24 protein-coding genes are annotated in these 23,007 nt (G+C 71.9%); 13 read left to right on the top strand and 11 right to left on the bottom strand.

What is annotated here, in order from left to right:
• Nucleotides 1–41: 41 nt before the first annotated feature.
• Together ACIREO_RS09195 and ACIREO_RS09190 are read right to left on the bottom strand one after the other, a co-directional pair.
• The gene (locus ACIREO_RS09195; protein WP_404106860.1) at nucleotides 42–845 is read right to left on the bottom strand and encodes a uracil-DNA glycosylase; all 804 of its coding nucleotides are present in this window, start codon (nucleotides 843–845) and stop codon (nucleotides 42–44) included.
• 22 nt (nucleotides 846–867) lie between these two features.
• Nucleotides 868–1,026: a hypothetical protein gene (locus ACIREO_RS09190; protein ID WP_404106859.1), complete on the bottom strand. Its 159-nt coding sequence runs from the start codon at nucleotides 1,024–1,026 to the stop codon at nucleotides 868–870.
• Between the two features lie 229 nt (nucleotides 1,027–1,255).
• Here ACIREO_RS09190 and ACIREO_RS09185 point away from each other — a divergent pair, with 229 nt between their 5' ends.
• Entirely contained in the window at nucleotides 1,256–2,899 is a 1,644-nt protein-coding gene (locus ACIREO_RS09185; RefSeq protein WP_404106857.1) for a DNA repair helicase XPB, read from the top strand.
• A gap of 28 nt (nucleotides 2,900–2,927) precedes the next feature.
• On the opposite strand, the gene ACIREO_RS09180 is transcribed toward ACIREO_RS09185, so the two are convergent.
• Nucleotides 2,928–3,119: a hypothetical protein gene (locus ACIREO_RS09180; protein WP_404106856.1), complete on the bottom strand. Its 192-nt coding sequence runs from the start codon at nucleotides 3,117–3,119 to the stop codon at nucleotides 2,928–2,930.
• A gap of 401 nt (nucleotides 3,120–3,520) precedes the next feature.
• Between ACIREO_RS09180 and ACIREO_RS09175 the strand changes: the two genes are divergently transcribed.
• A complete protein-coding gene (locus ACIREO_RS09175) occupies nucleotides 3,521–5,581 on the top strand; it encodes a HelD family protein (protein WP_404106854.1) in 2,061 nt (686 codons plus the stop codon).
• A 139-nt stretch (nucleotides 5,582–5,720) separates the two neighbouring features.
• On the opposite strand, the gene ACIREO_RS09170 is transcribed toward ACIREO_RS09175, so the two are convergent.
• On the bottom strand, nucleotides 5,721–6,386 hold the full coding sequence (locus ACIREO_RS09170) for a GPP34 family phosphoprotein (protein WP_404106852.1): 666 nt from the start codon (nucleotides 6,384–6,386) through the stop codon (nucleotides 5,721–5,723).
• Between the two features lie 313 nt (nucleotides 6,387–6,699).
• Between ACIREO_RS09170 and ACIREO_RS09165 the strand changes: the two genes are divergently transcribed.
• A complete protein-coding gene (locus ACIREO_RS09165; protein ID WP_404106850.1) occupies nucleotides 6,700–7,680 on the top strand; it encodes a lytic polysaccharide monooxygenase in 981 nt (326 codons plus the stop codon).
• 65 nt (nucleotides 7,681–7,745) lie between these two features.
• Here the strand turns inward: ACIREO_RS09165 and ACIREO_RS09160 are convergent, their stop codons facing one another.
• From ACIREO_RS09160 to ACIREO_RS09140, 5 genes are all read right to left on the bottom strand, one after another.
• On the bottom strand, nucleotides 7,746–8,435 hold the full coding sequence (locus ACIREO_RS09160; RefSeq protein ID WP_404106849.1) for a copper homeostasis protein CutC: 690 nt from the start codon (nucleotides 8,433–8,435) through the stop codon (nucleotides 7,746–7,748).
• A 177-nt stretch (nucleotides 8,436–8,612) separates the two neighbouring features.
• The gene (locus tag ACIREO_RS09155; protein WP_404106847.1) at nucleotides 8,613–10,031 is read right to left on the bottom strand and encodes a lipase family protein; all 1,419 of its coding nucleotides are present in this window, start codon (nucleotides 10,029–10,031) and stop codon (nucleotides 8,613–8,615) included.
• A gap of 135 nt (nucleotides 10,032–10,166) precedes the next feature.
• On the bottom strand, nucleotides 10,167–11,027 hold the full coding sequence (locus tag ACIREO_RS09150; protein WP_404106845.1) for a biotin-dependent carboxyltransferase family protein: 861 nt from the start codon (nucleotides 11,025–11,027) through the stop codon (nucleotides 10,167–10,169).
• Nucleotides 11,024–11,704 (bottom strand): allophanate hydrolase subunit 1, encoded by a 681-nt coding sequence (locus ACIREO_RS09145; protein WP_404107520.1) that lies wholly within the window; start codon nucleotides 11,702–11,704, stop codon nucleotides 11,024–11,026. Before ACIREO_RS09145 ends, ACIREO_RS09150 begins: the two co-directional genes overlap by 4 nt.
• Before the next feature lie 26 nt (nucleotides 11,705–11,730).
• A complete protein-coding gene (locus ACIREO_RS09140) occupies nucleotides 11,731–12,480 on the bottom strand; it encodes a LamB/YcsF family protein (RefSeq protein WP_404107519.1) in 750 nt (249 codons plus the stop codon).
• A 156-nt stretch (nucleotides 12,481–12,636) separates the two neighbouring features.
• On the opposite strand from ACIREO_RS09140, the gene ACIREO_RS09135 reads away from it, so the two are divergent.
• From ACIREO_RS09135 to ACIREO_RS09110, 6 genes are all read left to right on the top strand, one after another.
• Complete coding sequence (locus tag ACIREO_RS09135) at nucleotides 12,637–13,362, top strand: GntR family transcriptional regulator (protein ID WP_404106844.1); 726 nt, start codon at nucleotides 12,637–12,639, stop codon at nucleotides 13,360–13,362.
• Between the two features lie 191 nt (nucleotides 13,363–13,553).
• Complete coding sequence (locus tag ACIREO_RS09130; protein ID WP_404106842.1) at nucleotides 13,554–14,285, top strand: DUF969 domain-containing protein; 732 nt, start codon at nucleotides 13,554–13,556, stop codon at nucleotides 14,283–14,285.
• The gene (locus tag ACIREO_RS09125) at nucleotides 14,282–15,250 is read left to right on the top strand and encodes a DUF979 domain-containing protein (protein WP_404106840.1); all 969 of its coding nucleotides are present in this window, start codon (nucleotides 14,282–14,284) and stop codon (nucleotides 15,248–15,250) included. Before ACIREO_RS09130 ends, ACIREO_RS09125 begins: the two co-directional genes overlap by 4 nt.
• A 71-nt stretch (nucleotides 15,251–15,321) precedes the next feature.
• Complete coding sequence (locus tag ACIREO_RS09120) at nucleotides 15,322–16,362, top strand: DUF2891 domain-containing protein (protein ID WP_404106838.1); 1,041 nt, start codon at nucleotides 15,322–15,324, stop codon at nucleotides 16,360–16,362.
• Nucleotides 16,363–16,415: 53 nt separating this feature from the next.
• A complete protein-coding gene (locus ACIREO_RS09115; RefSeq protein WP_404106837.1) occupies nucleotides 16,416–17,078 on the top strand; it encodes a hypothetical protein in 663 nt (220 codons plus the stop codon).
• Nucleotides 17,079–17,150: 72 nt separating this feature from the next.
• The gene (locus ACIREO_RS09110) at nucleotides 17,151–18,401 is read left to right on the top strand and encodes a Cmx/CmrA family chloramphenicol efflux MFS transporter (RefSeq protein ID WP_404107517.1); all 1,251 of its coding nucleotides are present in this window, start codon (nucleotides 17,151–17,153) and stop codon (nucleotides 18,399–18,401) included.
• On the opposite strand, the gene ACIREO_RS09105 is transcribed toward ACIREO_RS09110, so the two are convergent.
• Together ACIREO_RS09105 and ACIREO_RS09100 are read right to left on the bottom strand one after the other, a co-directional pair.
• Nucleotides 18,334–18,624, bottom strand: coding sequence for a DUF4031 domain-containing protein (locus tag ACIREO_RS09105; RefSeq protein ID WP_404106836.1), 291 nt, complete (start codon nucleotides 18,622–18,624; stop codon nucleotides 18,334–18,336). The two genes, ACIREO_RS09110 and ACIREO_RS09105, sit on opposite strands and share 68 nt — an antisense overlap.
• Nucleotides 18,621–18,989: a hypothetical protein gene (locus tag ACIREO_RS09100; protein ID WP_404106834.1), complete on the bottom strand. Its 369-nt coding sequence runs from the start codon at nucleotides 18,987–18,989 to the stop codon at nucleotides 18,621–18,623. The genes ACIREO_RS09105 and ACIREO_RS09100 overlap by 4 nt, the downstream gene beginning before the upstream one ends.
• A 103-nt stretch (nucleotides 18,990–19,092) precedes the next feature.
• Between ACIREO_RS09100 and ACIREO_RS09095 the strand changes: the two genes are divergently transcribed.
• From ACIREO_RS09095 to ACIREO_RS09080, 4 genes are all read left to right on the top strand, one after another.
• A complete protein-coding gene (locus ACIREO_RS09095) occupies nucleotides 19,093–20,010 on the top strand; it encodes a MurR/RpiR family transcriptional regulator (RefSeq protein WP_404106832.1) in 918 nt (305 codons plus the stop codon).
• Nucleotides 20,011–20,068: 58 nt separating this feature from the next.
• On the top strand, nucleotides 20,069–21,037 hold the full coding sequence (gene murQ, locus ACIREO_RS09090; RefSeq protein ID WP_404106831.1) for an N-acetylmuramic acid 6-phosphate etherase: 969 nt from the start codon (nucleotides 20,069–20,071) through the stop codon (nucleotides 21,035–21,037).
• A 35-nt stretch (nucleotides 21,038–21,072) separates the two neighbouring features.
• Nucleotides 21,073–22,590 (top strand): PTS transporter subunit EIIC, encoded by a 1,518-nt coding sequence (locus ACIREO_RS09085; RefSeq protein ID WP_404106829.1) that lies wholly within the window; start codon nucleotides 21,073–21,075, stop codon nucleotides 22,588–22,590.
• 106 nt (nucleotides 22,591–22,696) lie between these two features.
• Nucleotides 22,697–22,867, top strand: coding sequence for a hydrophobic protein (locus ACIREO_RS09080; protein ID WP_104787922.1), 171 nt, complete (start codon nucleotides 22,697–22,699; stop codon nucleotides 22,865–22,867).
• The last annotated feature ends 140 nt before the right edge of the window (nucleotides 22,868–23,007 follow it).

The following is a 23,007-nucleotide window of genomic DNA, read 5'->3' as shown; positions in this document are numbered from 1 at the left end:
CCCGATACCGCCGTCCGTAACTTCCCACTGCCTGGGCCGCCCTACGGTCGCCCGGCCTCCGGGGGAGCCGGGAGCCCGCCGATGGCGGCGGCCTCGCGGACCACGTCGACCAGCATCGGCATCGTGAGCCGGCCCGTGAACGTGTTGCGCTGGCTCGGGTGGTAACTGCCCAGCAGGTGCAGCTCCTGCCTGCGTTCCGTGGCGGGCAGCACGACATGCGCGCCGTGGCCGAAGGCGGGACGCGGGCGCGGCACGTGCCAGCCCGCCTCGACGAGCACCGGCAGCACCGCCTGCCAGCCGAACCCGCCGAGGACCACGACCACCCGGAGCCCCGGGCTCAGCAGGTCCAGCTCGGCGGCCAGCCAGGGCCGGCAGGTGTCGCGCTCCGCCGGGGTGGGCTTGTTGGCCGGGGGCGCGCAGTGCACGGGAGAGGTGAGACGGACACCGTGCAGGGTGAGCCCGTCGTCCGCGTGGACGGCGGTCGGCTGCGAGGCGAGACCCACGGTGTGCAGTGCGGCGAAGAGGAAGTCGCCGGTCGCGTCACCGGTGAACATCCGGCCGGTCCTGTTGCCGCCGTGCGCGGCGGGCGCCAGCCCGACCACGGCCACCGTGGCGTCGGGCGGCCCGAAGCCGGGGACGGGCCGCGCCCAGTAGTCCCAGTCCCGGAAGGCCGCGCGCTTGACCTCGGCGACCTCCTCCCGCCAGGCCACCAGCCGGGGGCAGGCCCGGCACTGCGTGACGAGCGCGTCCAGCTCACCGAGCCCCTCACACCGAGGGGCGTGGTGGGCCGGGAAGCCCCGTTCACCGGCCCCCGGCACCCGTCCCGCCGCTTCCGATCCGTCCATCCCCCCACGCTACGGCGCCGGGTCAGCGCCAGAGCAGCATGACCAGCAGCGCCGCCCAGCACACGCCGACCACGGACGGCAGGGCGATCATGATCATGCCTGTGGGGGAACTGCGCAGCCAGCCCATGCCCGCGTCACCGGCCTCCCTGCCGACGATGCGCCGGCCCCCGTGCCACGCCATGCGCCATCCCACTCCATCCGCTGTTCCGCCCCGCGGAAAACCCCCCGCGGTGGCAGAAGTTGTCGCACCATGACGTGCGTCACAGGCGGTCCCAGGTTACGTACGCACGGTGTCCGATTCCAGAGGCGCCCGTCACAGGAGCCCCGCCCGTCGACGGCCGATGAGGCACACTGGACGTTTGGCAGTTCACACCCGGGCAGCCACCCCCCGCAGGAAAGGGCCGACGCGCGTGACCGGACCCCTCATCGTCCAGAGCGACAAGACGCTGCTCCTCGAAGTCGACCACGACCAGTCCGAGGCCTGCCGCCGTGTCATCGCACCCTTCGCCGAGCTGGAGCGTGCCCCCGAGCACATCCACACCTACCGGTTGACCCCCCTCGGTCTGTGGAACGCCCGCGCCGCGGGGCACGACGCCGAGCAGGTCGTCGACGCGCTCGTGGAGTACTCGCGCTACCCCGTGCCGCACGCGCTCCTCGTCGACATCGCCGAGACGATGGCGCGGTACGGCCGCCTCACCCTGTCCAAGCACCCGGTCCACGGACTGGTGCTGACGTCCAACGACCGGCCGGTGCTGGAGGAGATCCTCCGCTCGAAGAAAGTCCAGCCGCTGGTCGGGGCACGCCTCGACCCGGACACCGTGGCCGTGCACCCCTCCGAGCGCGGCCAGATCAAGCAGACGCTGCTGAAGCTGGGCTGGCCGGCCGAGGACCTCGCCGGATACGTCGACGGCGAGGCGCACCCGATCGAGCTCGACGAGACGACCTGGTCGCTGCGCCCGTACCAGAAGCAGGCCGTCGAGGGATTCTGGCACGGCGGCTCGGGCGTCGTCGTCCTCCCCTGCGGCGCGGGGAAGACACTGGTCGGGGCGGGGGCCATGGCCGAGGCCAAGGCGACCACCCTGATCCTCGTCACCAACACCGTCTCCGCCCGGCAGTGGAAGCACGAGCTGGTGAAGCGGACCTCGCTGACCGAGGAGGAGATCGGCGAGTACAGCGGTACGCGCAAGGAGATCCGGCCGGTCACCATCGCCACGTACCAGGTGCTGACCACCCGCCGTAAGGGGATCTACCCGCACCTGGAGCTGTTCGACTCCCGTGACTGGGGGCTCGTGATCTACGACGAGGTGCACCTGCTGCCCGCGCCCGTCTTCAAGTTCACCGCCGACCTCCAGGCCCGCCGCCGCCTCGGGCTCACCGCGACGCTGGTGCGCGAGGACGGCCGCGAGTCGGACGTCTTCTCCCTCATCGGGCCCAAGCGGTTCGACGCCCCGTGGAAGGAGATCGAGGCGCAGGGCTACATCGCGCCCGCCGACTGCGTCGAGGTCCGGGTGAACCTCACGGACTCGGAGCGCCTCGCCTACGCGACGGCCGAGGCCGAGGAGAAGTACCGGTTCTGCGCGACGACGGCGACGAAGCGGAAGGTCACCGAGGCGCTCGTACGCAAGCACAAGGGCGAGCAGACCCTGGTCATCGGGCAGTACATCGACCAGCTCGACGAACTCGGTGAGCACCTGGACGCCCCGGTGATCAAGGGCGAGACGAGCAACGCGCAGCGCGAGAAGCTGTTCGAGGCGTTCCGTCAGGGCGAGATCAGTGTGCTGGTCGTGTCGAAGGTCGCGAACTTCTCGATCGACCTGCCGGAGGCGACCGTCGCCATCCAGGTGTCGGGGACGTTCGGCTCACGCCAGGAGGAGGCACAGCGGCTCGGCCGGGTGCTTCGGCCGAAGGCGGACGGGCACGAGGCCCGGTTCTACTCGGTGGTCGCCCGCGACACGATCGACCAGGACTTCGCGGCGCACCGCCAGCGGTTCCTCGCCGAGCAGGGTTACGCGTACCGGATCGTCGACGCGGACGAGCTGCTGACGGAGAGCTGACAGGGGCCTGGGGCCGGGCCCGTCGGGCTCAGCGGTGGCGGCGGACGACGCCGGCCTCCTCCGCGTACTCGCCGAGGACGGCCACACCGAACGCGGTGCGCGCGAAGACCGATACGGCGCGCGCCGCGTTTCCTATGCGGTGTCCGCGTGGGTGACCGGTGGCCGCGGTCGCGCCGTGAGCGGGGCCGGTCTTGCGTGGGTTCAGGTAAACGGTGCTCATGTATTCCATGGTGCTCCGCCGGTCACGCTCCCGGCATCGGCCGACCGGCCGAAGTGTGCGGGGGCCCGGGTCGGCCGAAAGTCGCACGGCGTCCCCTACGGGAAGGACGCCGTCCCCTTACGGGAAGAACGCCGTCTCGGATCCGCCGGGCTCCACGATCAATTCGTTCGCACCCGGGGGCGACGGTCGGTACAATCGCCGGTCTGCCCGCCTCCCGCACCGTGGTACCGGCCAGCCCTTCGAGCGGCCGGCAGCCGGGGGAGCGCCGCCGACCGGACGGAAACCGGCCGACAACAGCCGCACGCGCCCACCCGCGTGCGCATCTGTGTGTGAACGTCCCCGAGCGGACCGGGCGGTGAGCCCTGTCCGCCGTCCTGCGTCGAAAAGCCGGAGGCAACACCGTGCCCGCGCACGAAGATTCAAGCAATCCACTGGTCAGGGAGCGGGCGCATCTCGCCGCGTCCCGTGCCGCGCTGCGAGCGATGCGTGAGGACGTGCAGGCACTCGACATCCGCGACGTCACCGCGAACTGGGTCAACGCCGCGGTCCTCCAGGCGCAGATCGACGACCGCATCAAGGCGCTGGCCGACCTCTCCCACACCCCGCTGTTCTTCGGACGTCTCGACTATCTGCACGTGGTCGGCGCCGAGAAGGCGGAGGGCACGGAGGGAGAGCGGTTCTACATCGGGCGCCGCCATGTCCACGATGCCCATGGCGATCCCATGGTCATCGACTGGCGCGCGCCGGTCTCCCAGCCGTTCTACCAGGCCTCCAGGAACAACCCGCTGGACGTCGACCACCGCCGGCGCTTCGGCTACACCGGCGGCGAGCTCACCGCGTACGAGGACGAGCACCTCACCGACCCGGCGGAGACCGAGCAGACCAGCAAGCTCCTCCAGGCGGAGATCGAGCGGCCCCGTGTCGGCCCGATGCGCGACATCGTGGCGACGATCCAGCCGGAGCAGGACGAGATCGTCCGCAGTGATCTCGGCGGGACGGTCTGCGTCCAGGGAGGTCCCGGGACCGGTAAGACGGCCGTCGGTCTGCACCGTGTCGCCTATCTCCTGTACGCGCACCGCGAGCGCCTCGCCCGTACCGGCACCCTCGTCGTCGGCCCGAACCGGTCGTTCCTCCACTACATCGAGCAGGTCCTCCCCGCGCTGGGCGAGCTGGAGGTGCAACAGGCCACCGTCGAGGACCTGGTGGCGGCGCGCGTCGAGGTGCGCTCCACGGACGAGGCAGCCGCCGCGGTGATCAAGGGCGACGCTCGGATGGCGGAGGTCCTTCGCCGGGCGATCCGCTCGCACGTGACACCCCCGACGGAGCCGGTCGTGGTGGTGCGCGGCTCCCGCCGCTGGCGGGTCCCGGCCTACGAGGTCGAGGAGATGGCCGGCGAGCTGCTGGCCCGCGACATGCGGTACGGCGCCGCCCACGAGGCGCTCCCGCAGCGCATCGCGCACGCCGTCCTCGTACGGATGGAGGAGGCGGGCGAGGCCCCGGACGACCGGGTGCAGAACGCGGTGGCCCGGAACCCGGCGGTGAAGGCGGCCGTGAAGGCCGTCTGGCCGGCGGTGGAGCCGGCGAAGCTCGTGCTGCGGCTCCTGACGGACGCGGAGTTCCTGGCCGCGCACGCGGAGGGGATCCTCACCGGCGACGAGCAGAAGCGGATCCTGATGGCCAGGCCCGCCCGCAGTGTGAAGTCGGCGAAGTGGACGGCGGCGGACGCGGTCCTGATCGACGAGGCGACCGACCTGGTGGCCCGGACGCACTCGCTGGGCCATGTCGTCATCGACGAGGCGCAGGACCTGTCCCCGATGCAGTACCGCGCGGTGGGCCGCCGCTGCTCGACCGGCTCCGCGACGGTGCTCGGCGACCTGGCGCAGGGGACCACGCCCTGGTCGACGGGGAGCTGGGAGCAGGCGCTGTTCCATCTGGGCAAAACGGACGCGGTGGTGGAGGAGCTCACGGCCGGCTTCCGTGTGCCGCGCGAGGTGATCGCGTACGCCTCGCGGCTGCTCCCCTCGATCTCGCCGGGCCTCGCCCCGGTGGAGTCGGTGCGTGAGACGCCCGGCTCCCTCGCGGTGCGCGAGGTGACGACGGCCGGGGAGCTGGACACCGCCGTGGTCGCGGCGTGCGGGGAGTCGCTGCGCCATGAGGGCTCGATCGGCCTGATCGCCGCCGACGCCCGGATCCCGGCCCTGGCGGCGGCGCTGGAGGCTGCGGGCCACGCGTATCTCTCGCCGGGCGAGGAGACGACCGCCGCGTCCCGGCTGACGCTGGTCCCCACCTCGCTGGCCAAGGGGCTGGAGTACGACTACGTGGTGCTGGACGAACCGGCGGCCGTGGTCGACGGCGAACCCGACGAACGCACGGGCCTGCGCCGCCTGTACGTGGCCCTGACCCGCGCGGTCTCCGGCCTCGTGGTCCTCCACGCGGCACCGCTGCCGGAGCAACTCGGCTGACGGGGGCAGGCACGCGAGGGGGCGGGCACGCGAGGGACCGGGCACGCGAGGGGGCGGGCACGCGAGGGGGCGGGCACGCGAGGGGGCGGGCACGCGAGGAGGCGGGCTGAGACGGGCCGGGTCAGGTCAGGTCAGGAGGTCAGGAGGTCACCGCTGCCGTCGTGGCGACGGTGACCGCCACCATCGCCGCCTGCATGTTGCGGATCGCCGCACGGACGTCCTCGCCCGCCCACTGGCCCTCCGCTATCTTCTCCATGCGCGGCTTCACCTCCCGCGCCGGCACCTCGGGGAACGCGAGGCGATGCAGCTTGGCGGCGTGGATCAGGGCGACGAGACCGGCCGAGCGGTCGTCCGGATCCGCGCCGTGCAGCACCACCGAGGCCAGACGCTCGCGCAGCTCCGCCTCGGGCGCCCCGTCGGCCTCGGGATAGCGGCGCACCGGGAAGAGACCCAGCACCTTGCGCTGCTCCTCGCTCACGAGGCCACGCGCCCGCAGGCTCTCGATGGTGGCGCCGACCGCCTTGCCGTGGTCTCTCGTCAGCCAGTCCGTCACCTTGGGCGGCTTGCTCTTCTTCGCCGCCCAGGCGTCGATCAGGGCGAGCCGCTCGTCGAGCAGGGCGACACCGGTGGGCGCGCGGTCGGTCACCGACAGCCGGCCGCCGTCCACCGAGAGCCGCCCCGCCAGGACGAGCTCGAGCAGGATGCCGCCCGCGACCGCCCATCCGGCCGTCTGCCGGTCCTTCGCCGCTCCGGACTCGTCGTCCAGGGAAAGCAGCATGATCTCTTCGCCCAGCGTGACCGACATGATTCCACTCCCCGTCCATTTGCTTACTCTTAGTGACGAGCGGGGACAGCGATCAGTTCCCGGTCGTCCGTGCGAGAAGTTGAGGCAGTCGTTGCACAGGGCGTTTACAGACCACCCCGTGCGCGCTACGTTTTTGGGAGCGCTCCCACGAGCCCCTCTCCCCCCACCCGCACGCCACGACGACAGGTCGGTCACCGGGCAACGGACCGCCCGGCACTCCCCTCTCCGACGCTCGCCGCTCCATGCGCGCGGGCGGGGTCACCAGGGTCATCTGCCCCAACAGAGAATCCCGAAGGAGATCAACCTCATGCCCATGCGAAACATCATTCGGAGAAAGGCCCAGCTGCGCGCACCTCGCACTCTGAGCCTCCTGGGAGCGGGCCTCCTGGCCCTCACCCTGGCCGGTCTGCCCTCCCCCGCGTCCGCTCACGGCGTCGCCATGGAGCCCGGCTCACGCAGCTACCTCTGCTACAAGGACATGGTCGCGAGCGGGAACCAGACCCCGTCCAACCCGGCCTGTGCCGCCGCGGTCGCGGAGACCGGCACCACGCCGCTGTACAACTGGTTCGGGGTCCTGGACTCCAACGGCGGCGGGAAGACCACGGGTTACATCCCCGACGGCGAGCTCTGCAGCGGCGGACACAACGGCCCGTACGACTTCTCCTCGTACAACGCGGCCCGCAGCGATTGGCCGACGACGCACCTCACCGCGGGGTCCACCACCGAGGTGAAGTACAGCAACTGGGCGGCCCACCCGGGCGAGTTCAACGTCTACATCACCAACGACGGCTGGTCGCCGGACCAGCCCCTGGCGTGGGACGACCTGACGCTCACCCAGACCGTGGACAACCCGCCGCAGTCGGGCGGCGCGGGCTCCGACGGAGGCAACTACTACTGGAACCTCCAGCTCCCGCAGGGCAAGACCGGCAAGCACATGATCTTCATCCACTGGATCCGCTCGGACAGCCAGGAGAACTTCTACTCCTGCTCCGACGTCGTCTTCGACGGCGGCAGCGGCGAGGTCACCGGCATGAACGGCGCCCAGATGTCGGCGGGCGAGCTGGCGGCGACCGCGGAGAGGACCGGGACCCAGGCGGCACCGGCCCACGCGGAGCACGCCGGGCATGCCGCAGAGGCCGGTGAGGCCGGCCTGGTGGCCTCCGCCGAGGACTCCTCGGCCGGTTACCTGCCCGCCGCGACGGCGGTCTCACTGACCGGCGCCGCCCTGATGTTCGCCGCCGGGGCGGTGGCCCAGGGCCGACGCCGACGCCGACAGGCCGGGCAGAACCACTGACGGCGAGGAGCCGTCCAGGGCCCCGGGCCGGTGATCACCGGCCCGGGGCCACGGCGCGTGGCCGCTCACCCGTCCAGGGCGTCGCGCCACTCCCGTACCGCCGCCTCGTCGACCGGTCCCGACCAGCCGCCGGGCCGCGCCGCCCCCCCGATGTGGAAGGCCTCGACGCCCGCCGCGCGTAGCTGCGGCAGATGGTCAAGGCGCAGGCCGCCGCCCACCATGATCCGGGGTTCGTAACCGGGCAGGTCCGAGCGCTCCGCTTCGGCGATCAGCGTCTCCAAGCCCGCGTCGACACCGCTGGGGGAGCCCGCCGTGAGGTAGGTGTCCAGGCCCGGCAGGTCGGCGAGGTGCTTGCGCAGTACGTCGCGGTCGGCCGCGCGGTCGATGGCGCGGTGGAAGGTCCACGGGCAGCCGTTCAGCTCGGCGACGAGCCGCTCGACGGCCACCAGGTCGGCGTGACCGTCCTGGTCCAGGAAGCCCAGGACGAATTCCTCGGCCCCCGCGGCGCGCATCGCGCGGGCCTTCTCCACGAGGACGGCGATGTCACCGGCCGCGAAGCCGTCCGCGACCCTGAGCATGACCCGCAGCGGGATCCCGACGGCGTCCCGGATGCTCTCGAAGACGGCGAGCGGGGGCGTCAGGCCGTCGGCCGCCATGTCGGTGACCAGTTCGAGGCGATCCGCACCGCCCGCCTGCGCCGCGACCGCGTCCTCCGCGTCGAGAGCGATCACCTCCAGGAGTGCACGGTTGCTCATGGTGTTCCCATCCTTCGGAGCGGCACGGACTACAGGTCTAGTCCAATAAACCAGACTACGGGTCAGCCACCCGAGGCGCAGCTCCCGACGTGGACGCATGCGTGAAGATACGCGAGGCCGCGGCGGCATCCGGTGACCGGACGCGCCGCGGCCTCAGGGGTCACGGGACGGGGGACGTCAGGGCTGGAGCGGCATCGACCGGCAGTTGGAGGTGGCCTTCTTGCCGGAGAGGCGGTCGGTCATCCAGGAGATGGCACTGCCCTGGTCGGTGAGGTAGGGGGCGAGGTGGTTGGTGAGGATCTTGTCGCCGAGGTTGGGCAGCAGGACGGCCGCGTACGTCACGCTCGCGCCCTTGCCGCACCAGTCCACCGCGAGCTGCCTGGCCTGCCTGTGCCCGACTATGTCGTCATGCACCCCGGTCGCCAGCCGCACCGGGGCGGCCGGCTTCAGGTTGCCGATGCGCTGCTGGGCGAGGATCGCCTGCAGCTTCGGCTCGGCCGCGATGATGTCGGCGAGGGACGTGCCGTCGGCGGTCCACTTCTTGCTGTCGGTGAAGGCGTAGCCGAGGATCGCGTCGCCCACGCACATGGTCGAGGTGTCCTTCAGCGCGGCCTTCCCCACGTCGTTGATGTTCGCCTCGACGACCGCCTTCAGGGAGGGGTCGGTCTGGGCGAAGCCGTTGATCGACCAGCCCAGCGCGCCGGCCAGGGCGCTGCCGTCTATGCCCTTCATAACCTCGGTGAGATCGGCGGGCGGCGCTCCGGCGTAGGTGCCCGCCAGATTGACGTCGGGGGCGTACGAGGGCTGCAGTTCGGCGGCCGACGCGCTGGCTCCGCCGCCCTGGCTGTATCCGTAGAGGCCGACCCGCGACTCAGGGGTGATCGAGGCGCCGTCGACGGAGCGTGCCGCGCGGGCCGCGTCCAGGAGGGCGTGGCCCTCGTCGACACGGTTGACGTAGGTGTGGAGCCGGTCCGTCGCACCGAGGCCCGCGTAGTCGGTGACGACGACGGCGGTACCGGCGGCGAGAAGGCGGTAGACGGCGATGTTGTCGTAGCCGATGGACACCGTGCCCGCGCCGATCGTCAGCGGGTGCTGGAGCGACAGCGAGGGGGCGCACTGGTCGCCCTGGCCCATGGTCCCCGAGGCCAGCGCCACCAGGGGGCGGTCGCCGCCGCCCTTCCATTCGGCGGACGGCTCGATGTACGCACCGGTGACGGCGACGGGCCCGCCGCCCGCGTCGGTGGACTTGTACATCAGCCGGGTCGCGGTGCCGGGCATCTGACGGCCGTCCAGGCCGGGGAGGCTCAGCCCGAGCGGCAGCTCCTCCGTACGGACGAGGGACCCGTCGGCGGAGGGCAGCTGCGCCGGCGGGTTGTAGAAGTCGGGGATGGTCACCCCCCGGGAGACCACCGGCTCCGTCCCGGCGGACTCGGCGGCGGAGGCCGGTACGGCCACCGCTCCCAGACAGGCGGCGGCCACCGACGCGGCCAGCAGGCGCCCCGTACGACGTCCCGGCCGACGGGGCCCAAGGGTGCGGGGGGTGTTCACGGTGGTACTCACGGTCGAGCTCGAACGGGTGGTCTTGCGCGGACTCACGGCTCACTCCTCGCTCTGCTCCGATGAATGTCCGCGCAAGCTAGCACCGGGGCGTTACCTGAGGTAACTCGTCGGTAAGTTACGCTTCGGTAACGTGGAGATGGCCGCAGGTCGGGCCCTTGAATCCGCGTCCCGTCACGCGCGCACGAAGCGCACCGGTGTCCCCGGGACCGCCTGCGCCGCCCCCGCGAGCGCGGCTTCGGCGACCACGCCCACGACCGGATAACCCCCCGTCGTCGGGTGGTCGTTGAGGAACACCACGGGAAGCCCGTCCGGCGGCACCTGCACGGCGCCCAGCACCATGCCCTCGCTGGGCAGTTCGCCGTCCCGGGCACGCCGCAGGGACGGCCCCTCCGTGCGCAGCCCGATGCGGTTGCTGCGCTCCGAGACCCGGTACGCGACGGTCGTCAGCGTGTGCAGGGCCTCCTCGGTGAACCAGCTGTCGCGCGGGCCCCGGTGCAGGGGCAGCACCAGCTCGGCCGGGGCGCCCGGCCAGGGCACGGGGCCGGCGCACGGGGCGCCGCCGGGCCGGCCCAGCGGCAGGACGTCACCGTCGCGCAGGACCGGCGGGCCGAGCCCGGAGAGCAGGTCGGCGGACCGGCTGCCGAGCACCGGTTCGGGCACCAGGCCGCCCGCGAACGCCAGGTAGCCGCGCAGCCCCTGCACCACGGAGCCGGCCTCCAGCACGGCGCCCGCGGGCACCAGGACGGGCGCGCCCCACGCGACCGGGCGACCGTCCACCGTGACCCGGCACCCCGCTCCGCCGACGACCGCGAGCACCGGCCGGGGGCCGGTCACCCGGACCGCGCACCCGGTGAGCGTGGTCTCCAGCACGGCCGCGTCCGGGTCGTTGCCGACGAGCCGGTTGGCGAGCCGCCGCGCCGGCGCGTCCAGCGCCCCGGCCCTGGGGACGCCGAGATGGGCCCAGCCGGTCCGCCCCTCGTCCTGCACCGTGGTCAGGGCACCCGCCCTGACCACTTCGAGCGCCGCGCTCATCCGGACACCTCCAGCGGCACGAACCGCACGCGGGCCCCGGGCAGCAGCAGCGCGGCGGGTTCGCGTCCCGGATCCCAGAGGGCCTCCGGTCCGGGCATCCGGCCGACGATCTGCCAGCCCCCGGGCGACGGGCGCGGATAGATCCCGGTGTACGGGCCGGCGAGGGCCAGTGCCCCGGCCGGCACCCGGGTGCGGGGCGTGGCCCGGCGCTCCACGCTCAGGTGCGCGGGCAGGCCGGTGAGATAGCCGAAGCCGGGCGCGAAACCGCAGAAGGCCACCCGGAATTCCGTACGGGCATGGATGCGCCCCACCTCATCGACGGCGACGCCCCACGCCTCGGCCACATCGGCGAGGTCCGGGCCGTCGTAGACGACGGGTATCTCCACGGTCTCCCCCACGCCCCGGCTCAGCGGCGGCACGGTCCACGACCGCATCCGTCCCGCGAGCGTCCGGTCGTCCACCCCGTCCAGCAGAACCGTCCGGGCGCCGGGGACGATCTCGCGTACGGCGGGGAGCTCACCGGCGGCCCGCCGGCGGAGCAGTTCCGCGTGGAAGGCCTCCGCGTCCTCGCCGGAGTCGAGCTCAACGAGCAGGGCACGGGGCCCGGCCTCCAGCACCCGGACGCCGCCCACCTGGCCGCCGCCCACTCCGGTGCCGCCTGCACCGGTGCTGCCCATGCCGGTGCCGCTCACTCCGGTGCCGCTCACGCGAACGCCCTTACGTCGACGCCCGCCGCTTCCAGCGCCGTCCGCACCCGCAGCGCGAGCGCGGCGGCGCCGGGGGTGTCCCCGTGGACGCACAGCGACCGGGCCGCGACAGCTATCCGGCTGCCGTCCACCCCGGTCACGGCGCCGTCGACGGCCATGCCGACACTGCGGCGTACGACCTCGTCCGCGTCGTGCACCACTGCGCCCGCCTCACCCCGCGGCACCAGCGTGCCCTGCGGGGTGTACGCCCGGTCGGCGAAGGCCTCCTCGACGGCGGTCAGGCCCGCGGCCCCCGCATGGTCGAGCAGCCGCGAACCGGGCAGCCCGAGTACCGCCGGACGGCCGCCCGCGAGCAGCACTCCCTCGACGACGGCGGCGGCCTGGTCGTCGTCCCAGACAGCGCGGTTGTAGAGGGCACCGTGCGGTTTCACGTACGAGACCGTGGAGCCCGCCGCCTCCGCGAAGACCCGCAGGGCACCGATCTGGTACGCGATCTCGGCGGTCAGCTCGGCCGCCGGTACGTCCATGGCGCGCCGCCCGAATCCGGCCAGATCGCGGTAGGAGACCTGCGCCCCGATGCGCACGCCCCGCTCCGCCGCCGTGTCGCAGACCCGCCGCATCACGGAGGCGTCGCCCGCGTGGAAGCCGCAGGCCACATTGGCGCTGGTGACACAGGTCAGCAGCGCCTCGTCCTCGGTGAGGGTCCAGCGTCCGAACCCTTCACCCAGGTCCGCGTTGAGGTCCATCGGCCGCGCCGCGCGCGTCACACTCGTCAGATCCGTCACGGGCGCACGCTAGCGATCGTTCAACAATCTGACAAGGGGCCGCCCACCGCCCGAGACACTCGTACGGTTCACTGAGCACTGAACACAGCCGACGGAACACCAGGCAAGGGGCGGGGCATGGCGGGGACAACGAACGGCGGGAGGACCGGCTCCACCCCGGACCTCTCGGAACTCGCGGCGCACAGCGCCTCCCTGGAGCGGTCCGGTACGGCCGAGCGGGTCGCCGCCATCCTGCGGGAGCGGATCACCGAAGGCTACTTCCCGCCGGGCAGCCGCCTGTCCGAGGAGAGCATCAGCGGCGCCCTGACCGTGTCCCGCAACACACTGCGCGAGGCGTTCCGCCTCCTGTCGCACGAACGCCTCCTGGAGCACCGCCTCAACCGGGGCGTCTTCGTCCGCATCCTGGCCGTGGACGACCTGGTCGACATCTACCGGGTACGGCTCCTCGTCGAGTGCGCGGCCCTGCGGGCCCTGGGCGAGCCTCCGTTCGACCTGGCGGCGGTCGAGGCGGCGGTGTCGACGGGCGAGCAGGCCGCGCTCCATGACGACTGGCCCGCCTGCTCCACCGCCAACATCCGCTTCCACCAGGCGCTGGCCGGCCTGGCGAACAGCCCCCGCACCGACGAACTCATGCGCAACGTCCTCGCCGAACTGCGGCTCGCCTTCCACGTGATGGCCGATCCCCGTCGCTTCCACGAGCCCTATCTCACCCGCAACCGTGAGATCACGGACAAACTCACCAAGGGGGACGCGGTCGGTGCCGAGCGAATGCTCGCCTTCTACCTGGAGGACTCCCGGCGCCAGCTGGCAGAGGCGTACGCACAACGCCTCACCGAGCGGTAGCCCTGGATTGTTCTCGGGCCCACAGCCCGCCCACCTTCCCCGAAGCGCCCACCCCTTCCGGATCGCCCGATTCCGATCGATGTAGCTCACACCCTTGTGGGATTGTTGAACAAGACCTTAAGGTCTCGCGTAATACCCCCGTCTGAGCAGACCGTGCACCGCCACGTCTCTGCGCGGAAGAAGGCCGACGCGTGATCGTTCTCCTCGGCGTGCTCGTGGTGATCCTCGGATTCGCCACCCGCCGCAATCCCCTCCTTGTCGTGGGTGTCGCAGGCATCGTCACGGGGCTGCTCGGCAAGATGTCCCCGCAGGAGGTGCTGGCCTCCTTCGGGGAGAGCTTCGCCTCCGCGCGTTCCGTGACGGTCTTCGTCATCACGCTGCCCGTCATCGGGCTTCTGGAGCGGTACGGGCTCCAGGAGCAGGCCCGTACCCTCATCGGCAAGCTGGGCAAGCTGACCACCGGCCGCTTCCTGACGCTCTACCTGCTGATACGGCAGCTCACCGCCGCCGTAGGCCTCACCAGCATCGGTGGCCCCGCGCAGAGTGTGCGGCCGCTGATCGCCCCGATGGCCGAGGCCGCCGCCGAGACAAAGGCGGGTGGTCCGCTGCCGCAGAAGCTGCGCGAGAAGGTCCGCTCGCACGCGTCCGGCGCCGACACCATCGGGGTGTTCTTCGGTGAGGACTGCTTCCTCGCCATCGGATCGATCCTGCTGATCACCGGTTTCGTGAACTCCACGTACGACCAGCACCTCGAACCCCTGCACCTGGCCATGTGGGCGATCCCCTCCGCGATCTGCGCCTTCCTGATCCACGGGGCCCGCCTGCTCAACCTGGACCGGCAGCTGGAACGCGAACTCGCCGTCGTCGCCGCCGAGAACGCCCTGACCGCGCACACCGAGCTCCGGTCGGAGGACGCCAAGTGATCAAGTCCGAGTACTTCTTCTGGCTGGTCGGCGCGGTGTTCCTCGTCATGGCAGCGCAGATGGTCATGGACCGCACCAACCCCAGGCGCTTCGGCTCCGCCGGCTTCTGGGGTCTGCTGGGCGCCGCGTTCTTCTACTCCACCGGAGTGGTCGACAAGTCCCTCCCCGCCGAACCGCTGGGCGTCGCCGTCCTGGTCCTGATCGTCCTGGGCGGCTGCGGCCTCACCGGCAAGGGGGAGTCGCACACTCCTCCCCGCGAGAAGCGCGCGGCCTCGGCCGCCCGTCTCGGCAACAAGCTGTTCCTTCCGGCCCTCACCATCCCCGTGGTCGCGATGATCTGCGCGACGCTCGTGAAGAACTGGAAGATCGGTGGTGAACCGGTCCTGGAGCCGGGGTCCGAGACCATTCTCGGCCTCGGTGTCGGCGCGCTCGCCGCGTTGGCCGTGGGCATGGTGCTCCTGCGCGAGCGGAAGGTCTCCGTGCCGCTGCACGCCGGCCGCAACATGCTCGAATCGATGGGCTGGGCTCTGCTCCTCCCGCAACTGCTCTCCGTCCTCGGTTCGATCTTCCAGACCGCCGGTGTCGGGGAGCAGGTCGGAAGGATCACCGAGGCGCTGCTGCCGGACGGCCAGCAGTTCGTGGCCGTGGCCGTCTACTGCTGCGGCATGGCGCTGTTCACCATCGTCATGGGCAATGCCTTCGCCGCGTTCCCGGTGATGACCGCCGCGATCGGCTGGCCCGTCCTCATCCAGCAGATGGACGGCAGCGCCCCCGCCGTCCTCGCGATCGGCATGCTGTGCGGCTTCTGCGGCACGCTCGTCACGCCGATGGCCGCCAACTTCAACCTGGTCCCGGCGGCGCTCCTCGAACTCAAGGACCAGTACGGCCCGATCAAGGCCCAGCTCCCCACGGCAGCGGCCCTGCTGGTCTGCAACATCGCGATCATGGCCCTGTTCGCCTTCTGAGGCCTCCGAGCCTTCCGGGTCTCCGAGCCCTCCGAGCCCTCCGTCCCGAACCACCCTCTGGAGTGACCCCGATGTCCCCCGCGCTCCCCGCCGCGTACGCCGTCCCCTTCGCGGAACTGGCCCTCGCCAACGTCGTACGCGAATACCCGAACGCACCCGCCCACCTCTACGCCGGCCCCGAGGAACTCGTCGCGCCCCGCACCCTGCACCCCGCCTTCTACGGGGGCTACGACTGGCACTCCACGTTGCACATGCACTGGCTGCTCGTCCGCATCCTGCGCCGCTTCTCCGCCACCGGCGATCTGCCGGCCACTCTCACCACCCGTGTCCGTGAGGTGCTCGACACCCATCTGACCCCCGAGAACATCGCCGTCGAGGCGTCCTACCTGCGCGGCCGGCCGCACTTCGAGCGCCCCTACGGCTGGGCCTGGCTGATCGCGCTCGCCGGGGAGTGCCGGGCCCTCGCCACGCGCGACGGCGACCGCTGGGCCGACGCCCTGGCGCCCGGGGTCGCAGCGGTGGGCGACCTGCTCGGCGCCTGGCTGCCCAAGGCCACGTACCCGGTCCGGCACGGCGTCCACAACAACAGCGCGTTCGGCCTGGGTTTGATCCTCGACGCGGGCGGGGCCGCCGGGCTTCCGGCACCCGTACTCGACGCGGCGACGGACCGGCTGAAGGCCTGGTTCACCGACGACCACGACGCCCCTGCCCACTGGGAACCCTCCGGCCAGGACTTCCTCTCCCCCGCCCTGGTCGAGGCGGACGCGATGCGGCGGGTGCTGCCGGTGGCGGAGTTCCGTACCTGGATCGCCGCGTTCCTGCCGGACATGGTCTCCGCCACGCCCGACTCCACGCTGCTCGTTCCGCCGACGGTCTCCGACCACGCCGATCCGCAGATCGGCCACCTCCTCGGTCTGACCCTGAGCCGGGCGGCCGCCCTCCGCCCGATCGCCGGCGCGCTCCCGGCCGGCCCGGCCCGAACCGCGCTCCTGGCCTCGGCCGAGGCCCATCTCGCGCTCGGCCTGCCGACGGTGTCCTCCGGGGACTTCTCCTCGGACCACTGGCTGGCGACATACGCGGCGCTGGCCCTGGACACGGCGCCAGGTCACTGAGCGGCGGGGGGGGGCGGGCCGTGGGCGCGGGGCGTACGTCCTACCCTCGGCGTATGAGCGACAGCGCCCCCGACACGTCCGACATCCCCGCGCTCCGTGGCCGCTGGCGCGAGGCCCTGCTCGCCGCACGCGGCGGGACGGGCCCCGACCCGCTGCCCTACGCCGACAACCTCCTGGAACGCTGGGCCGAACCCCAGCGGCGCTACCACACCACGGCTCACCTCACCCAGGTCCTGGACCGCGTCGACACCCTGGCCGGCCACGCCGCCGACCCGGACGTGGTGCGCCTCGCCGTCTGGTTCCACGACGCGGTGTACCGCCCCGACCGCTCCGAGAACGAGGAGCGCAGCGCCGCGCTCGCCGAGCGGGCCCTGCCCGAGGCCGGTGTCCCCGACGCGGCGACCGCCGAGGTCGCCCGGCTGGTCCGGCTCACCGTCACCCACGACCCGGCGGACGGTGACACCAACGGCGAGGTGCTGTGCGACGCGGACCTGGCGATTCTGGCGGCGGCCCCGAGGGAGTACGCGGCGTACGCGGCGCAGGTGCGGGAGGAGTACGGCTTCGTCCCGGACGACGCGTTCCGCGAGGGGCGGGCCGCCGTCCTGCGGCAGCTGCTGGCGCTGCCCCGGCTCTTCCGCACGCCGCACGGGACGGCGGAGTGGGAGCCGAGGGCGCGGCAGAACCTGACCACGGAGCTGGAGCTGCTCACCCACTGAGACGGGGGAATGACAGGGCCTAAAGCGCTGTTGGCCACTGTCATGCCCGACTCTGTTTCCAGCCGCTCCCGTATGCCGATGGCCGTCTACATCCTCGGCCTCTCGGTCTTCGCCCTCGGTACCAGTGAGTTCATGCTGTCCGGGCTGCTGCCGCCGATCGCCGACGACATGGACGTGTCCATCCCGAAGGCCGGACTCCTCATATCCGCCTTCGCGATCGGCATGGTCGTCGGGGCCCCGCTGCTGGCCGTCGCCACGCTGCGGCTGCCACGGCGTACGACCCTCATCGCGCTCATCTCGGTCTTCGGGCTCGGCCAGATCGCGGGAGCGCTGGCACCGACGTACGACGTGCTCTTCGTCTCCCGGGTGGTGAGCGCGCTGGCGTGCGCCGGCTTCTGGGCGGTGGGCGCCGCCGTCGCCATCGCGATGGTGCCGGTGAACGCGCGGGCCAGGGCGATGGCCGTGATGATCGGCGGTCTGTCGATCGCCAATGTGCTGGGGGTGCCGCTGGGCGCCTTCCTCGGGGAGAGCTTCGGCTGGCGTTCGGCGTTCTGGGCGGTGGGCGCCGCGTCCGCCGTGGCGCTGGTCGGCGTCGTCACCCGCATCCCGCGCATTCCGCTGCCGGACGAGAAGCCGCAGATCAAGAAGGAAGCCGCGATCTACAAGGACCGCCAGGTGTGGCTGTCCATCGTGGTCACGGCGCTCGCGGCCGGCGGTGTGTTCTGTGCGTTCAGCTATCTCGCGCCGCTGCTGACGGACGTGGCCGGACTGAGTTCGGGCCGGGTTCCGTGGGTGCTCGCGCTGTTCGGAGCCGGCGCGATCATCGGTACGACGATCGGTGGCCGGGTCGCGGACGCACACCTCTTCGGTGTGCTGCTGAGCGGCATCAGCGCCTCGACCGTGTTCCTGGTGGCCCTGGCCCTCTTCGCATCGAACCAGATCGCCGTCGTCGTCCTGGCTTTCCTGCTGGGGCTGTCCGCGTTCTACACGGCCCCGGCGCTCAACGCCCGGATGTTCAACGTCGCGGGGGTGGCCCCGACGCTGGCGGGGGCGACGGCCACGGCCGCGTTCAACCTGGGCAACACGAGCGGACCCTGGCTGGGCGGTGCGGTGATCGACGCGGACTTCGGCTTCCGCGCCACGGCCTGGGCGGGTGCCGCGATGCTGCTGCTCGGCCTGGTGGCCGTGACGGTCTCGCTGCGGCTGCGCGGCGACGGTACGCCGTCCCGGCGCATCGCCGGCGCCCCGGCGGCCGTCAGCGAGGAAGGCCCGGGGAGCCCGGAGCAGGCCGCCCCTTCGGCCTCCGCAGCCCCGCGTCGGTGATCCGGCGCACGATCTCCTTCGACCCGACCTCCCGCGCCCCGGCGCGCACCGCGTCCTCGTAACGCGCCTCGGGCACGTCGTAGTGGTCGCGCTCGAAGGCGCGGGGCGGGCAGCCGATCGAGGCGGCGAAGGCGTGCAGTTCCTCGAACGACACATCGCTGACCAGGTGCGACCACATACGGCCGTGCCCCGGCCAGGTCGGCGGGTCGATGTAGACGGTCACCGGCCGAGCACCTCGCCGAGCGAGCCCACCCGTGCGACGGACACCGTCGCCTTCGTGCAGACCCAGTGCGGGTCGGGTCCGAGCTCCGGCTCGACGTCCAGGGCGTGCGGGCCTTCCTCCGTGCACACGGGGCACAGCGGCCAGCGCCCGTACTCCTCCAGAAGGGCGTCCTGGACGTCCTGCGCCACGAGTCCCGTGACGAAGGACACGCCCTCGGGCCACTGCTCGACCCACCACCGCCGGTGGACCACCGCGTCCTCGACCATCGAGACGATTCCGGCCTCCGCCACATCGCCCGCCACGAGGTCGGCCATCACCAGCGCACGCGCGGTGTGCAGCTCCTGTTCCAGGCTGTTCAACTCCATGGCCCCATTGTCCCCCGCCCGAACGCACACCCGGTCTTGATCCTTCAGAGGTAGGGACCAAAGAGGGGTTGACGGGATTCGTCCCTGAAAATATCTTTCAGATGTGACCAATGACGTGAAGGAAAGTTTCAATCCGGACTCCCCGCCCGCCCCCGCGGCTCTCGCGGCCAAGGTGCGGACGCTCGCTCCGACCATGACCCGTTCCATGCAGCGGGTCGCCGAAGCCGTCGCGGGGGACCCCGCCGGGTGCGCCGCCCTCACCGTCACCGGTCTCGCCGAGCTCACCGGGACGAGCGAGGCGACCGTCGTCCGCACCGCCCGGCTTCTCGGCTACCCGGGCTACCGCGACCTGCGCCTCGCGCTCGCCGGCCTCGCCGCTCACCAGCAGTCCGGCCGTGCGCCCGCCGTGACCGCCGACATCGCGGTCGACGACTCCATCGCGGACGTCGTCACGAAGCTCGCCTACGACGAGCAGCAGACCCTCGCCGACACGGCCGCAGGCCTGGACACGGTGCAGCTCGGAGCCGCCGTGGCCGCCGCCGCGACCGCCCGCCGCATCGACATCTACGGCGTCGGCGCGTCCTCCCTCGTCGGCCAGGACCTCGCCCAGAAGCTGCTCCGGATCGGCCTGATAGCCCACTCCCACATGGACCCGCACCTCGCCGTGACCAACGCGGTGCAGCTCCGCTCCGGCGACGTGGCGATCGCGATCACCCACTCGGGCTCCACGGGCGACGTCATCGAGCCGCTCCGGGTCGCCTTCGACCGCGGCGCGACGACGATCGCGATCACCGGCCGCCCCGACGGACCGGTCTCGCAGTACGCCGACCACGTGCTGACCACGTCCACCGCCCGGGAGAGCGAGCTGCGGCCCGCCGCCATGTCGAGCCGCACGAGCCAGCTCCTCGTCGTCGACTGCCTCTTCATAGGGGTCGCCCAGCAGACGTACGAGACGGCCGCGCCCGCCCTGTCCGCCTCCTACGAGGCGCTCGCCCACCGCCACACCCCCCGCAGCCGCTGACCCCGGCTGCACCCGCACCCGCGAACCGTACGAGCATCAGAAAGCAGAGCCGCTGTCCATGACCTCCACCACCGACCCCAGCACCGACGCCGACACCTCCGGCGGCTACGGCGAACTGCGCGCCCAGCTCGCCACCCTCACCACCGAGGCGTTCCGCCCCGAGCTCGCCGAGATCGACCAGCTCCCCACGCAGGACATAGCCCGGATCATGAACGGCGAGGACACCACCGTCCCCGCCGCCGTGGCCGAGAGGCTGCCGCAGATCGCCGCCGCGATCGACGCCACCGCCGAGCGCATGGCGCGCGGCGGCCGGCTGATCTACGCGGGCGCCGGCACCGCGGGCCGTCTCGGTGTGCTCGACGCCAGCGAGTGCCCGCCCACCTTCAACACCGACCCGTCCGAGGTCATCGGCCTGATCGCGGGCGGTCCCTCCGCCATGGTCACGGCCGTCGAAGGCGCCGAGGACAGCAAGGAGCTGGCCGCCGCCGACCTCGACGGACTGGGTCTCACCGCCGACGACACGGTGGTCGGAATCTCCGCCTCCGGCCGCACGCCGTACGCCATCGGGGCCGTCGAGCACGCCCGCACCAGGGGCGCCCTCACCATCGGCCTCTCCTGCAACGCGGACTCCGCGCTCGCCGCCGCAGCCGAACACGGCCTGGAGGTCGTCGTCGGCCCCGAGCTGCTCACCGGCTCCACCCGTCTCAAGGCGGGCACGGCGCAGAAGCTCGTCCTGAACATGCTCTCGACGATCACCATGATCCGGCTCGGCAAGACGTACGGGAACCTCATGGTCGACGTGCGCGCCTCCAACGAGAAGCTGCGCGCCCGCTCCCGCCGGATCGTCTCGCTCGCCACCGGCGCCTCCGACCAGGAGATCGAGGCAGCTCTCACCGCCACCGACGGCGAGGTGAAGAACGCCATCCTCACCATCCTCGGAGGGGTCGACGGCCCCACCGCCGGCACGCTCCTGGCCGACTCCCACGGCCACCTCCGCGCCGCTCTCGCGGCTGTCCGAACCACCTGACGCACCACTCCCCGCACAGCAAGGCACCACGCACCATGGCTACTGAAGACAAGAACCGCGCCACTGCCGCCGCGATCCTGCCGCTCGTCGGTGGCGCTGCGAACGTCAGCTCGATCGCCCACTGCATGACCCGGCTCCGGCTGGGCCTGCACGACCGTTCCCTCGTCGACGACGAGGCCCTCAAGGCCGTCCCCGCCGTGATGGGTGTGGTCGACGACGACACCTACCAGATCGTCCTCGGTCCGGGCACCGTCGCCCGGGTCACCCCCGAGTTCGAGCGGCTGGTCGAGGAGGGCCGTACCTCCGAGGACCCCGCCCCCGTCCACTCGGCCGAGGAGCTGGCCGACAAGGGCGCGGCCCTCAAGGCGCAGCAGAAGGCGAAGAACGCCACCCCGTTCAAGCTGTTCCTGCGCAAGATCGCGAACATCTTCGTCCCGCTGATCCCCGCCCTGATCGGCTGCGGCATCATCGCCGGCCTCAACGGCCTCCTGGTGAACCTCGGCTGGCTGCCCTCGGTCACCCCCGCCCTGGCGGCGATGGCCTCCGGCTTCATGGCCCTGATCGCGGTCTTCGTCGGCTACAACACGGCGAAGGAGTTCGGCGGTACGCCGATCCTCGGTGGTGCGGTCGCGGCGATCATCGTCTTCCCCGGTGTCGCGAACATCGAGGCCTTCGGCCAGACCCTCTCCCCCGGCCAGGGCGGCGTCCTCGGCGCCCTCGGGGCGGCGGTCCTCGCGGTGTACGTCGAGAAGTGGTGCCGCCGCTGGGTGCCGGAGGCCCTGGACGTCCTGGTCACCCCGACCCTGACGGTCCTGATCTCCGGCCTCGTCACGATCTTCGGCCTGATGTACGTGGCGGGTGAGGTCTCCTCCGCCATCGGCACGTTCGCCGACTGGCTGCTCTCCACGGGCGGCGCGGGCGCGGGCTTCCTGCTCGGCGGCTTCTTCCTGCCACTGGTGATGCTGGGCCTCCACCAGGCCCTGATCCCGATCCACACGACGCTGATCGAGCAGCAGGGCTTCACGGTCCTGCTCCCGATCCTCGCGATGGCCGGAGCCGGACAGGTCGGTGCGGCGGCCGCGGTCTACCTCCGCCTCCCCCGCAACGAGTCGATCCGCAAGACCATCAGGTCCGCCATGCCGGCGGGTCTGCTCGGCGTCGGCGAACCCCTGATCTACGGCGTCTCCCTCCCGCTGGGCCGCCCGTTCATCACGGCCTGTGTGGGCGGCGCGTTCGGCGGCGGCTTCGTCGGTCTGTTCAACCAGCTCGGCGACTCGGTCGGCTCGACGGCCATCGGCCCGTCCGGCTGGGCCCTGTTCCCGCTCCTGGACGGCAACCACGGCCTCGGCTCGACGATCGCGATCTACGCCGGCGGCCTCCTCGTCGGCTACGTCGCGGGCTTCGTGGCGACGTACTTCTTCGGCTTCAGCAAGGCCCTGCTGGACGAGTTCAACGTCTCCCAGGAACCGGCCCCCTCGACGGTCGCGGCCACCGGCACCGCCGCGGCCTCCGGCTCGGGCGACACCGCCGCGAAGGAACCCGCGGGCGTCTGACCGGACGTCCGCCGACGGTCACGAGAAGCCCGCAGAATCCTCCGCAGGAACATGTGTGTGTAGGAAATTGGATGCCGGGCACCAGACGTCTCGGAGGTTGATAACAATGGTTCCCCTGCTTCTCGTTCTCCTGCTCGCTCTGATCCTTTTCGGTGCCGGTTTCGCACTCAAGGCACTGTGGTGGATCGCGGTGATCGTGCTCGTGGTCTGGCTGATCGGATTCTTTGTACGTCCGGCGGCAAGCGGCGGCAAGCGCGGCCGGTGGTACCGCTGGTAGACGGCCTCGACCAGTAACGACGCGGGTGGCGCAGGACCTTCGGGTCCTGCGCCACCCGCGTTTCTCTGCGTTCGCCGAATTCGCGGGGGTGTGGGCCGGAAAAGTACGGGCAGTCGAAATAGTGAGCGGCAGTCGTCCTC

The organism is Streptomyces sp. NPDC102441, from assembly GCF_044765585.1.
Classification (GTDB): Bacteria; Actinomycetota; Actinomycetes; order Streptomycetales; family Streptomycetaceae; genus Streptomyces.
This window is presented reverse-complemented; position numbering and strand designations above follow the sequence as displayed.